This window comes from Pontibacter sp. GD13 (genome assembly GCF_058216355.1).
This window is the reverse complement of record NZ_JBYZMQ010000002.1, coordinates 479,839-492,552: the sequence shown is the minus strand read 5'-3', so window position 1 is coordinate 492,552 and position 12,714 is coordinate 479,839. Positions and strand designations below refer to the sequence as shown.

The window sequence follows — 12,714 nt, the reverse complement described above, 5'->3', positions numbered from 1 at the left end:
TAGGGCAGTGTTAAAACTTCGCCACGAACCTTAAGTTCAAGCGCCTTCCGGTCAGGAAGTTAGGCACAGCGTAGGTTAAACCGTTCACATCCTGCACATAAGTATAAGATACCCTGTTCCGGGCATCGATCAGGTTGAGTACCTCCAGCCCTATCCAAAGACTCTGAAGGGCTACTTTTTTGCGCTCCAGCAGCTCACTTTCTAGCACGATCACTTTTGAAAAGCCAATGTCGAGGCGTTTATACGACTTACCGTTAAAGGCATTCCGGTACTCCGGTTGCCTCGGCGGACCAAAAGGGAGTCCGCTGCCATACACCAGGTTGAGGTACATGCGGATGGTGGGGTTATCGGGCAAATGATCCTGGAAAAATACCCCGATGTTCATCAACTGATCCGTGGGCCTGCGCAAATAGCCCAGTTCTGTTTTGCCTGTAATGTCTCCGCTACCGGAATACACAAAGGTAGAGTCGCCGGTTACGTTCTCCTTTGTCTGCATCAGTCCCAGGCTCAACCACGACTCAGCCCCCTCTATAAACTCCCCGTTCACGCGCATGTCCAGGCCTGTGGCATAGGCCTTTGCGTTGTTTCTGGCATAATACCGCAAGCGCACATTGTCCACGTCGTAAGGTATCACGTTGGTCATGTGTTTGTAATAGGCTTCGGCAGTGAATTTAAAGTCGCGGTTCCAGGCTTTGAACAGGTAATCGGAGCCAACAATGGCGTGCAGGGAGCGCTGCGCTTTGATCTGTGGGTTCAATTGCCCGTTAAAATCACGCAGCTCCCTGTAAAAAGGGGGTTGCACGTATAACCCGACAGCCGCTTTAAAAGAGAGATCGGGGTTACGGCGCGTGATGAAGGAATACTGCACGCGTGGCGAGACGTTCGCCTGCTGGTTATAGTCCCAGTAAGTGGCCCTGATGCCGTAGGTAACCGTTTTCAGGGAGTCGACTTCAAAAGTATGCTGCAGGTACCCGCTGTAGCGCATGCTGTGCAGCGCCAGGTCTGATTGCAGCAGGTAGGTTTGGTTAACAAAATCGGCGGAATCTACAAAGCCATACTCTGATATCTGGTCATCAATGTTCTCACTGCCTGCCTTTAGCCCGAATTGAATTGCGCTGTGCTGGCTGGTTTGCCAGGTATTACGGGTTTCTAAAGTAGCGATGCGGGCTAACAGCGTGTTTCGGGCATGGTCAAACTGACTGCCTACTCCCCTTGTACGCTCTTCCTCACCCAGGTTGTTGGCATTCACGCTTACCTCACTCAACCTGTAACCCGCTTCCACATCGCGGAACTCCCGTTCCCTGGATTGTACTCCCGAAAGTATAAATTCGCTGGTAAAATTATCCGAGAACTGGTGGCGCAGGTTTAAACCCGTCTGAAACGTGTTGTACTCCATCAACTCCCGCCCATCAAAACCCACGTACAAGCGCAGGGGGGCGCTTCTGGTACCAAAGGTAGTTACCCTGTTCTCGGGTATAACCAGGTAGCGATTGCGGGCGTAGCTGGCCAAAACGCCCAAGGTTGTTCTGCCGCGCCCCGCCAGAGCTTTGCTCAGGTCATAGGTAACATATGCCTGTGCATCCGAAAAGCTGGGTCTGTATTCGCCGTTAACCTGCAGCCCCTGTAGCAGGTACTGCCCGTTCTTATGCCGGACACCCAGCAGGTAGGTCATACGCTTGTTTTTTGAGGCGGATTCGAGGTGAACAGATCCGCCTGTCAGGCCGCCGGCAGCAGAGGCAGCAAACTTTTCGGGTTTTTTGTACTGAATACTCAGCACCGAGGAAAGCTTATCGCCATACTTGGGTTGCCAGCCGCCAGAGGAGAACGCGATGTCGCTGACAAGGTCTGGGTTTACAAAGCTTAAGCCCTCCTGCTGCGCGCCCGTGATCAGGAAAGGCCGGTAAATCTCGATGTTATTTACGTAGACCAGGTTCTCATCGTAATTGCCCCCTCTTACGGAGTAGGTGCTGGAGAGCTCATTGTTGCTGGCCACCCCCGGAAGTGTTACCAGTAGCTTGTTGAAATCGCCATAGGCGGAAGGCAGGTTGCGCGTCAGGCGCGGGTCCAGCCTGGTCATGCTCACCTGCTCGCGGGTGTCGTTCAGGTTCTTGCCCCTCACCTCCACAGTGCCCAGTTTTTTAGGATCAGGATCCAGTATGAATTCGAGCTCGGCGATCTCGTTGGGCGCCAGCAGCAAGCTTTTCGCTATTTCCTTAAACCCCAGGTAACGGACCACCAACGTGATTTTTTGGTTAGCCGGCACTTGCAGCTGAAACAGGCCCTGGGCATTGGATTGGGTGGCAAGCGTGGTGCCCAGCACCCCGATGGTGGCAAGCTCTAGCGGTTGCCTGTCACCGATCAGCACACTGCCCTTAACGACAGCCTGCTGTGCTGAAACACCTAACGGCAACAGTATAAGCAACCATACCGGTAAATATTTCAGCATAAGCCAGTGTCTATTTAGATAGGTTCTTCAGGTTGGCGATGGTTTGCTCAGGATTGGCAGAAGAGAATACGAAGCTTCCGGCAACCAGTATATCAGCGCCTTTATCCAGCAGAAGCTGTGCATTGTTTTCGTTCACCCCCCCGTCCACTTCTATGAGTGCATGCGAGTTGTTGGCCTTAATCAGGTTTTTGAGCGACTCGATTCTTCTATAGGTGTTCTCGATGAACTTCTGGCCGCCAAACCCGGGGTTAACCGACATGAGGCAAACCATGTCGAGGTCAGCGATCACATCTTCCAGCAACTGCACTGAGGTATGCGGGTTAAGTGCTACGCCAGCCTTGGCCCCCGTGGCTTTAATCTGCTGTATGGTGCGGTGCAGGTGGTTGCAGGCTTCCAGGTGCACACAGATCGTATCGGCACCGGCATCCCTGAAACGCTCGATATACAGCTCCGGCTCCACGATCATGAGGTGGACATCCATCGGTTTTTTGGAGTGGCGCCTGATTGCCTCCATTACAGGGAAACCAAATGAGATGTTGGGCACAAAACGGCCGTCCATGATGTCGATATGCAGCCAGTCGGCCTGGCTTTTTTCCAGCATCTCTACCTCCGCTTGCAGGTTTGCAAAATCAGAAGCTAAGATGGAAGGGGCTATAATGGGTTTCATACTTGCAAAGGTAGTTGATTAATTAGGAATCAAAAGCGGATTATATTTTAACGAAACGAACCGTTGTGCTTAACGCTCCGGATCGTAGCCGACACAAATAGAGGCCCTTGCGCAAATGATGGGATTGGATATTCAGCTCCTGCTCCAGGGTTCCATCTGTTATCACCTGCTCAAACACCTGCTTGCCGGTGGCATCCATTATAAGTACTTCTACGGGTTGCTGTAGCCAATCGAAGCCCAGGGTCAACACCACCGGGCCCTGCACTACGGGGTTTGAAATCACGATCTCCTGCTTTTCAGGCAAACGCCCCTGCAGGGCCAGGAACTGCCTGTAGGTCGGTATGCCATAGCCCGTTCTGTTATCGGGTGAGGTGAAGTTACTGCCCATCCGGCGTAGCAGCTGAATCATGTCGTAGTTCGTTTTACGCCGATTGGCCTGCCAGAGGCTGGTGGCAAAACCCGCCATGATCGGACCGGAGAAGGACGTGCCATTCCCTTTCAGTACGCGACCTGAGGTACTGAGCACGTAAGCTCCCTGGCCTAGTGCCACCACATCCGGTTTTACCTGGCCATCGGCACTTGGGCCAAAAGAGCTGAAAGAAGCTTTGACGCCAAGGGAATCTACTGCGCCAACCGCTAACACCGAATCCGCATCCGCCGGTGATGAGATGTATTGCCAGCCACTGTTACCCTCATTGCCCGCGCTCACCACAACCAATATGCCGGCTGCGGCTGCCAGATCGGCGGCGCGCGCTACCAGGGTCGTGTTTCCGTCCAGGTCAGCATACGTATAGCTTTTTGAAGGATTATCAAAAGTTGTATAGCCAAGGGAGGAGTTGATGACATCCGCACCGGCGCTATCTGCATACTCGGCGGCTAACAGCCAGTTTATCTCTTCTATCTGGTGTTCAGAGGCTGCGTCTTCCGTCCGCAATAGCAGGTAGTCTGCTTCATACGCCGTCCCGATCATTTTGCCGGGGGCAAAGGCGGCCATGGTAGATAAAACAGCGGTGCCGTGCGAACTGGAAGCATAAACGTCAGCCTGCTTCCGGACAAAGTCAAACGTTCCCTTAATTTTATCTTGCTTAAACAGATGCGCAAAGGCGTCCAGCTGCTGCACAGCCGGGAAACCGGCATCCAGCACAGCAATGGACATTCCTGCCCCTGTGTAACCGGCTTCATGCAATGCAACTGCTCCCAGCATATTTGCCTGATGATAGGCAAGGCCATAATCTCCCTGGGCAGACATGTCCATGGCCAAAAGAGAAATGGGAGAAACCTCTATAGGTTTCAGGGCATGAGGTGCAGGCGCAGCAGGTGCCACTAAACGGTTAAGCGTGATGCTGGATTTAACGAAAGAAAGGTTTTCAAGGGCGTTTAACTGTTCCTGACTGCACGTTACTACTGCCGCATTAAACCACCGGGAAGTATACCAAACCACTATGCCCTCGGCTTTTATGGCGGTTACGTAGGCTGGGTTTACAGGGAGATCGCGAGTGGTTAAGGCAATGCGTTGCCTTTTTCTGCGTTCCAACGCCTTCGGCGACAGAAATGCCAAGGGCTGCTGCAGCGAATAAGGTGATCCGTATTTATCGGTAAAGTAAACGAGGCGTTTTTGAGGGGCTGTTGATCCACTTGTCTGCCCCAGCGCCACTGGCCAGGGCGCTAAAAACAAAAAGCTCAGGTAAATCAGCAGCGGGCGCATAGCTTACCTGCTTCCGTAAGTTACCAACACCTCATGGCGCTCATGGCCCTGTAGTTTGTAATCCGCCCCGTCAGGGCAGGAGTCGGCGGTACAGCTAGCATAGTAAACGCGGTTAAAAAGCGTATAAATGCGCCCGATCCCTTTTGAATAAACTTCACGGCGGTCATCTAAATGCGTGGTGTACTTGGCCGGAGTCCCCTTTAAAACCACGACCGAGTTAGGGTAAGCCTTGCCAGTGAGTTGATACGTTTCCCCGACCCGGGTATACATATTCTGTTCCTTTCGCAGGTAAAAGTCCGATTCCTTATCATTAATGATGTGGTCATTATAGGCATCTCCTACCCAGGTGGCCCCCTCTTTTACGGGAAACACCAGCTTCACATACTTGGTGTTATCCTTTGTGAGCAGCACCATACTTTCAGTTTTTGAAACAACCTGCACAGAATCGTCTTCCCAGGGGCTCTGCTCATTTGGCCTCACGGAGCGGATGATCTTGTAGTTCAGCGTGTTTGTCTGATCATAGAAAGAAGTGTCCACGCGTTCTTTCATCTGAAATCGTGTGGTATCGCCCACATTAAACTTAAACCGAATATCGGTCACATTATAAATGCGGTAATCCCCGACAGCCAAGGGGTAATAGGCCAGGCCGAGCGCTTCCTGATCAGGGGTCACATAGTTTTCTTTGCAGCCCGCTATACTTGCGGCCAGCAACAGGAAGACAAACAGCGCTTTTTTCATCATTATTGTAACACGTCCAGCTTATAGTCTAAATTATAGTTGGTTTCAATCCAGCCTCCGCCAATCACATCATCGCCCTCGTAGAAAACGGCCGCCTGTCCGGGCGCAATGGCATGCACACCGCTCAGGAAATGCACCATCATCTTGTCTCCTACCTGCTCAACAATAGCCTCTGTGCCCGGGTCGTTGTAGCGCACTTTGGTAATGGTTGGCAGTGGCTGGCCGATCAGGTTTTCATACTTGCCCAGCGTCAGCTTCCCGACAGTCATGGCATTTTTGGCCAGTTCCTCAAAATTACCCAGCACGACGCGGTTCATTTCCTTTTCGATGCGCGTGACGTACGCCGGGAAACCCAGGGCTATCCCGAGCCCCTTGCGTTGGCCTATGGTGTAAAACGGATACCCCTCGTGGCTGCCCACAACGGTGCCATCCTCCAGCACGAACTCTCCGCCGGCTACACTTTCCTCTAAACCTGCTACGCGCCTTTTCAGGAAGCCCCGATAGTCGTTATCAGGTATGAAGCAGATCTCGTAAGACTCTGGTTTGTTTACGAGCTCCGTAAAGCCGCGGTCCAGGGCCATCTGCCGGATTTCGGTTTTATGCAGTTTGCCCAGCGGGAAAATGGTGCGGCTAAGGCTTTGCTGTGATATTCCCCAAAGGGCGTAAGACTGATCTTTGTGCGCATCCAGTCCTTTGGAGATCACAAAGCGTCCGTTCTCCTCCCTGATATTGGCATAGTGGCCCGTGGCGATGAACTCGCAGCCAAGCTGATCGGCACGGCGCAGCAGGGCATCCCACTTAATATGGGTATTGCAAAGCACGCATGGGTTTGGTGTGCGACCTGCCAGGTATTCATCCGTAAAATGGTTGATCACAAAATCGCCGAACTCCTCGCGGATATCAATAATATAATGCGGAAACCCCAGGGTAACGGCAATGTTGCGGGCATCGTTGATGGAATCGAGGCTACAGCAGCCCGTTTCCTTCTTGCTGGCCCCGCTGGAGGCGTAATCCCAGGTTTTCATGGTCATGCCGATTACCTCATACCCCTGCTCGTGTAACATCACTGCTGCCACTGAACTGTCAATCCCCCCGCTCATGGCTACCAAAACCCTTCCTTTTGTACTCATCTATCTAAAAACTCTTGCGTGCGACTTAATATTGATTTTACACAAATATAGCAACAACTGCAGAGTAATAAAGATTCAGGCACCCAAATATTGTAGCTACAAATAAGAGAGATGCCATTTAAGAAATAGAAAGAACAGTAAAAAAAATGCTTAAAAGGTAGCATCGTGTTAGAATTGGCTTTTACTTTGAAGTCTAAAATTACCAGCACCTCAAACTTAATAATTAAAGAATAGCTTACAATGTCGCTACGTACCTCAGTAATAGTTAACGGAATAAATAATTTAAGCGATGCGCGTTACTGTGCCGGCATGGGCGTAGACATCATCAGTTTCAACCTGAAGCTGGATGATCAGGCGCGTGTGGCCCCCGAAATCTTAAAAGAAATCACGGGTTGGGTGTCTGGCGTGAAACTGGCCGGTGAGTTTGAGCGGGCAAAACCAGAGATCATCAACGACATGGTGGCTGACTTCGGACTGGACTTTATCCAGTTGGATACCCCCTACCTGATAGACGAGATCGAGGAGATCAACTGTCCTGTTATTCAGAAGATCTTCATCAACAAAGATACCGTTGAAAGCGAGTTGCTCGAAATGATGGAGCTCTACAACACGGTGGTGCACGCCTTCATCATCTATTCCGAAGATTTCACGACCATTGACGAGACAAACACCAGGTTTCTGGCTAACCTGGCAAAAGAGTACACCATTTACCTGGGCTTCGGCCTCGACAAAGGCAACATCAATGCTACCCTGTCTCAAATAAGGCCGGAGGGCATTGGTTTGCAGGGCGGTCATGAAATAAAACCCGGCCTCAAGGATTTTGACGAGCTACAGGATATTTTTGAGGAAATAGAAGAAGCTTAAAGCAGGGTGATCTGACAGATCACCCCAATCTCGCTGTTGGCTATACTTTAAACTGCAGATACTTTATTTTAATGCCCTCGGCCAGGTAACGCTTTTCATAGGTTGTGTAAATCCCCATGGTATGCTCCTGCAGATCTGACGCATACAGGTCTGAAGTATGAAGCAGCCCGGATACGCTCCTTTCCTGTAACACCTCTAGCGTAAAGTTAAACAGATCAAGGTTATCCGTTTTAAGGTGTATAGTACCGCCGGGTTTTAAAATGCGCGTGTATTTATCCAAGAAGCCCGGTGCTGTTAGTCTTTTTTTAACATCCCGGTCTTTAGGGCGTGGATCAGGAAAGGTGATCCAGATCTCATCAATTTCATGGGGAGCGAACTGGTCTTCTATCCGCTCCACAAAGGTGCGCAAAAATGCCACGTTCTCCAGCCCCGCTTCCTGCGCCATGGTACTCCCCTTCCATATCCTGGCCCCTTTGATGTCGGTGCCGATAAAGTTTTTGTTGGGGTGCAGTGTTGCCATGCCAATGGTATATTCCCCGCGTCCGCAGCCAACTTCCAGCACAATAGGGTTATCGTTTTCGAACTGTAACTCGCCCCATTTCCCTCCTATCTGGCCGTAAAGCTCATCCCCCTCCTGCACGACATTGTCGTGCACGGCAATTGCTGCAAACTTTGCTAATTTCGATCTTCCCATGCTCTTTATAAATCCTCTATTTCGGCTACCACAAAGGTACTGCCTCCTATAAATATAACCTCGTCGGGTGCCGCGTTTGATCTGGCTGCTGCCATAGCCTGCGCTACACCTGGATAAGCCTGACCTGAAAGCCCGGCAAGTGCTGCATGTTCCAACAGCTCCCCGACCGGCAAAGCCCTGGGTATGGTTGCCTGGCAAAAGTAATAGCGGTAGCTTTTGGGTAACAGTGCCAGCACAGGCCTAACGTCTTTGTCATTTACCATTCCGAAAACCATATGCACCTGCTTGGGGTGCAGGGCCGCCAACTGCTGCACAATCTGTTTAATGCCATCCTCATTGTGGCCTGTATCACAGATGGTTAAAGGCGATCGGTCCAGGATCTGCCAGCGCCCTTTCAGTCCGGTGGTGCTCTTTACATGCGCTAACCCCTGCCTGAGTGCCTCCTGGGAAATATGATAGCCTTTTTCAACCAATAGTTGCAGCACCTGCAGCACGCCGGGCAGGTTATACTTTTGGTAAGTGCCCGCCAGGTCAATTTCGAGCCCTGCCAGGTATACCTGCCCCTTTTCGAATACCTGGTAAACCTGGCGCTGCATATCCCCTTCCACCAGGTTAAGTTTAAAATGGTCGGTGGCAAAGCATAAAGGCGCCTGCACTGCTGCTGCTTTAGCCTCGAACACATCCGCTACTTCTTGCTGCCGGGTACTGATGACCACCGGCACGCCAGGTTTTATGATGCCTGCTTTTTCAAAGGCGATGGCGGGTAGCGTGTCCCCCAGCAGAGCCTGGTGGTCCAGGCCGATATTCGTGATCAAAGAAACCTCGGGAGTAATGATGTTGGTGGAATCGAGCCTGCCGCCGAGGCCTACTTCTATAACGGCGATGTCCACCTGCGCATCAGCGAAGTACTTAAACGCAAGTGCTACCGTCATCTCAAAAAAAGAGGGTTTTATTGCTTCGAACAGGCTCTTATGCTGCTCCACGAAACGGATCAGGTAGTCCTGTGGCAGCTCGGCGCCACTTACGCGTACCCGCTCTGTAAAAGATTTAAGATGCGGCGAAGTATACAAGCCGATTTTATAGCCGGATGCTTGTAGCACGGCAGCCAGCATGTGCGAGCTGCTCCCCTTGCCGTTGGTACCTGCCACATGTATGGATCTGAACTTTAGCTGGGGCTGCCCGAGCGCATCACAAAGCGCGATGATGTTATCCAGGCTCTTTTTAAAAGCAGCATTGCCGATGCGTTGGTACATCGGCAATTGCTGGTATAAATAATCAAGACAGGCTTGATAGGTCATTAATCTAAAAAATGTTAGCGTGAACGGATTACAAAAGTAACCACACCCGAGGCTCCTGCTGATCCGTTTCCGGTTCTTACCAGAGATGCCTTGGTAAAGAGCTGGTCCTTGTACCAATTTACTACGTGCGGCGACACAGTAGATTCGATCACATCAGCACTTGTAACATTTCCATCAGAATCTACTTTTATCCTGAACTTCACAATCCCCGACTCGTTGGTGTAAGGGTCTTTCTGTGGTTTGATGTCGAAGCGCCAGCCAGGCATGTCCAAGCCGTCGCTGCCACCGCCGGCTTTGCCGTACAGTGATTTGGCGTCAACTTTACCATCGGGGTCACCTTTGTCGCCTACTTTCCCGGTATCGTCGCCGTTGTTATTTCCGGTGGCCTGGTCAGAGGTGCCGCTTTTACCTGTTCCGGTACTGTTGGTAGGGGTGCCCGGGTAAAGCGACCTTGGTTTCTCAGGCTCCTTTTTTACGACTTCTTTCGGTGTCTCCTTGGCCGGCTCCTTTGCAACTTCTTTGGTAGGCTGTGGCTTGGGCTGTGGTTTTACGACCTCTTTCACCGATACAGGCGCATCAGCTGTGGTGGTGGTTACCTTGGGTGTCTCTACAGGCTGAGCTGGCGGAGTAGCCGCTGCAACAGGCTGTGGTTCCGGTAAAGGATCTGGCTGTGTTGGGGCGGGTTTACTATCCTGCTTGTTCTTGGATACGTTCGCTACAGCCTTTGTCTGGATATCACCACTCCCTACCGCATCCATACCGAAATTCATTTCAATGCCATACTCTTCTGCAGGCGGACTAGCGGGCTGCCAGGCGAGCATGTAGATCAGGAATAACAGGATAAGCGCGTGCACGGCAATGCTGATACCGGCGGCTATGCGCTTATTCTTTACTTCCTGTGGCGTGAGTGCGATGGACATAAATTTCCTAACCTTATTCTGCGGGCACGGTGGCCAGGGTAACACTTGCATTCAGATTCTTGGCTATGCCTGCCACCTTTACTAAATGCTCTACAGGCACGCTCTTATCAACGTGTAACACCACGGCTCCTTCTTCTGTTCCTTGTAACAGGGTTGTCAGCTGTGGCTCGATGTCTTCTAATGCAATGGGCTTGTCGTTCAGGTAATACTTGAGGTCCTCGGTAATGGTCACACTCACTTTTTGCATCACTATATCCGAAGTCTTGCTGCTTGGCAGGCTAACTGGCAAACCGGAAGGTGTGACAAAATTTGAAGTGAGCATGAAGAATATCAGCAACAGAAAAATAATGTCCGTCATGGACGACATGCTGAACTCAGGGTTTATCCTGTTCTTAGAGCGAAGATTCATGCTTACAGTTGTGGTTCTTGTAACAGATCTAGGAATTCGATGGATGAATATTCCATGGAATGTACGATGTTGTCAATTTTAGAAACAAGGTAGTTGTAGCCTACATAAGCCGGAAGGCCGATGATCAGACCCGTTGCAGTGGTCACCATTGCCTCGTAAATACCGCTGGATAGTAACTTCGGGCTAACTGTGCCCTCTGCCTGTGCGATAGCGATAAAAGCACCGATCATACCGGTTACAGTACCTAAAAATCCTAACATTGGCGCGGCACCCGCTATAGTGGCCAGGGCAGACAGGTTTCTTTCCAGGCGGCTGATCTCAATCTTGCCCACGTTTTCGATCGAGGTTTCGATGTTTTTCAAGGGACTGCCGATGCGCGACACGCCTTTTGAGATCATTCTGGAGATAGGTGAGTTCGCCTGCGCGCAAAGCATTTTAGCCCCGTTAATGTCACCGGCAAGCACCATGCTTTTGATCCGGTCGTTAAACCCTTCGGGGGTTTTAGCCGCTTTCTTCAGGGTGAGGTAACGCTCCACAAAAATATAGATGCCGGCCAACGACAGCAGGAGGAGCGGATACATGGCCCAGCCGCCGTTCATGGCTAAATCAAAAAGCGATACGGAGTTATCAGTTGCCGTAGCCCCTTCAGCTAAAGCCACTGCAGTATCAGCGGGTGTAGTTGTGATTTGTAAGAAGAGTGAAGTCATTTTAATAATTAAAAACCCAAATTGTTTCTCCGAATGATTTTTTATAAGCGGCAATAGCCTGGTGCGCCTCGGCCTCCGTGGCAAAGTCTGCTACCGATACACGAAATAACCTGCTTCCGGCGCCTGGTAACAGCACTTTTGAATCCTCTCCTTTATTGCGGATTGCCGTTCGGCTTGCCTCGGCATTCTGCAATGTAGAGTAACCCCCGGTAATGATGTAAAAACGTCCGGTTTTGCCATTAATTGTAAGTACAGGCGCTATTGTTTTCGTTTCCTCCACAACAGGCTCGTCCCGCGCAATCTCCTTGTTATCAACAACTTCATTAACTTCAGCTAAAGCATCGCTTACAACTAAAGCTACTTCGTCTGCTGCATATTCCTCCGTTAGTGACACCGCTGCGGCTACAGAAGGCAAAAAAACCTGGTACGCCGCAGCGCGTTCCTCCTCGGTGAAGGGCACATAATCGCTGGAGTATTTATCGGGTGTTGCATTCGAGATATTGAAACCCGAACTGAAAAGCATGATCGGATTAAGGCTGCTTAAATTGTAAGGCGTTTGGAGCGAGAAAAAGTAAAGTGCGGAGGCTGTGAGGCCCGTGAGGGCTAAACCCGCCGCCACATTGTAGGCCCGCTTCAGGCGCTTGCGCAGGGGCTGCTTCATGTTGAAAGGCTCCTGCTGGTGCTCTTTCAGCAACGTGCGCATCATGGCTGGCTCCTCTACCCGAATTGGTCTGAGCACCAGGTCGGGTAACCCGAAGCTGGCTTCCAGAAAGTTGTCGGCAGCCACGTACTCAAATTCCAGCTTACGTTCGGGGTTATACTTAAACACCCCTACATCCTTAAGTATAAATCTATCCTCGTTCTGCAAAGTGGCTTTGGCCCGAAATACAAAAGCAGAAACAAGTCTCTGTGCTTCTTCTTTTGTGATATTGTTTCTGTAAGCGATGGTGCTGATCAGCAAACCATCGTTTAAAACCAGCTTCTCATTAAAAGCGATTGTTTTAGAAGGCGGTGCAAGGCTGTGCTTAACCGGATTCATACAAGCTGACACATAACGCGTGATCAAGCCCCCGAAATCAGGGATGATGACACAGTCATGGTCATAGAGCAGAGACTTTATGTGCTTTTCTACCATA

The 12,714-nt window shown here is 50.8% G+C and carries 12 protein-coding genes; 1 reads left to right on the top strand and 11 read right to left on the bottom strand.

Features of this window, described 5'->3' with window-relative positions:
• Positions 1-10: 10 nt before the first annotated feature.
• From AC4BAN_RS05755 to mnmA, 5 genes are read right to left on the bottom strand one after another with little or no spacing between them, the layout of a single operon-like run.
• Positions 11-2,446 (bottom strand): TonB-dependent receptor, encoded by a 2,436-nt coding sequence (locus AC4BAN_RS05755; protein WP_490563422.1) that lies wholly within the window; start codon positions 2,444-2,446, stop codon positions 11-13.
• Between the two features lie 10 nt (positions 2,447-2,456).
• Positions 2,457-3,113, bottom strand: coding sequence for a ribulose-phosphate 3-epimerase (gene rpe / locus AC4BAN_RS05750; RefSeq protein ID WP_490563421.1), 657 nt, complete (start codon positions 3,111-3,113; stop codon positions 2,457-2,459).
• Positions 3,114-3,153: 40 nt separating this feature from the next.
• Entirely contained in the window at positions 3,154-4,818 is a 1,665-nt protein-coding gene (locus tag AC4BAN_RS05745; protein WP_490563420.1) for a S8 family serine peptidase, read from the bottom strand.
• Positions 4,819-4,821: 3 nt separating this feature from the next.
• Complete coding sequence (locus tag AC4BAN_RS05740) at positions 4,822-5,559, bottom strand: hypothetical protein (RefSeq protein WP_490563419.1); 738 nt, start codon at positions 5,557-5,559, stop codon at positions 4,822-4,824.
• Positions 5,559-6,686 (bottom strand): tRNA 2-thiouridine(34) synthase MnmA, encoded by a 1,128-nt coding sequence (gene mnmA, locus AC4BAN_RS05735; RefSeq protein ID WP_490563418.1) that lies wholly within the window; start codon positions 6,684-6,686, stop codon positions 5,559-5,561. The genes AC4BAN_RS05740 and mnmA overlap by 1 nt, the downstream gene beginning before the upstream one ends.
• A gap of 240 nt (positions 6,687-6,926) precedes the next feature.
• Between mnmA and trpF the strand changes: the two genes are divergently transcribed.
• A complete protein-coding gene (gene trpF / locus AC4BAN_RS05730; RefSeq protein WP_490563417.1) occupies positions 6,927-7,550 on the top strand; it encodes a phosphoribosylanthranilate isomerase in 624 nt (207 codons plus the stop codon).
• Positions 7,551-7,590: 40 nt separating this feature from the next.
• Here the strand turns inward: trpF and trmB are convergent, their stop codons facing one another.
• The 6 genes from trmB to AC4BAN_RS05700 are packed head-to-tail and all read right to left on the bottom strand — an operon-like array spanning position 7,591 to position 12,713.
• A complete protein-coding gene (gene trmB, locus AC4BAN_RS05725; RefSeq protein WP_490563416.1) occupies positions 7,591-8,244 on the bottom strand; it encodes a tRNA (guanosine(46)-N7)-methyltransferase TrmB in 654 nt (217 codons plus the stop codon).
• Positions 8,245-8,249: 5 nt separating this feature from the next.
• Positions 8,250-9,542, bottom strand: a complete 1,293-nt coding sequence (locus AC4BAN_RS05720; RefSeq protein ID WP_490563415.1) for a bifunctional folylpolyglutamate synthase/dihydrofolate synthase — start codon at positions 9,540-9,542, stop codon at positions 8,250-8,252.
• A 14-nt stretch (positions 9,543-9,556) separates the two neighbouring features.
• Entirely contained in the window at positions 9,557-10,462 is a 906-nt protein-coding gene (locus AC4BAN_RS05715) for a hypothetical protein (protein WP_490563414.1), read from the bottom strand.
• 13 nt (positions 10,463-10,475) lie between these two features.
• Positions 10,476-10,871: an ExbD/TolR family protein gene (locus AC4BAN_RS05710; protein WP_490563413.1), complete on the bottom strand. Its 396-nt coding sequence runs from the start codon at positions 10,869-10,871 to the stop codon at positions 10,476-10,478.
• A gap of 2 nt (positions 10,872-10,873) precedes the next feature.
• Positions 10,874-11,578 (bottom strand): MotA/TolQ/ExbB proton channel family protein, encoded by a 705-nt coding sequence (locus AC4BAN_RS05705; RefSeq protein WP_490563412.1) that lies wholly within the window; start codon positions 11,576-11,578, stop codon positions 10,874-10,876.
• A 1-nt stretch (position 11,579) separates the two neighbouring features.
• Positions 11,580-12,713 (bottom strand): HU domain-containing protein, encoded by a 1,134-nt coding sequence (locus AC4BAN_RS05700; RefSeq protein WP_490563411.1) that lies wholly within the window; start codon positions 12,711-12,713, stop codon positions 11,580-11,582.
• Between the last annotated feature and the right edge of the window lies 1 nt (position 12,714).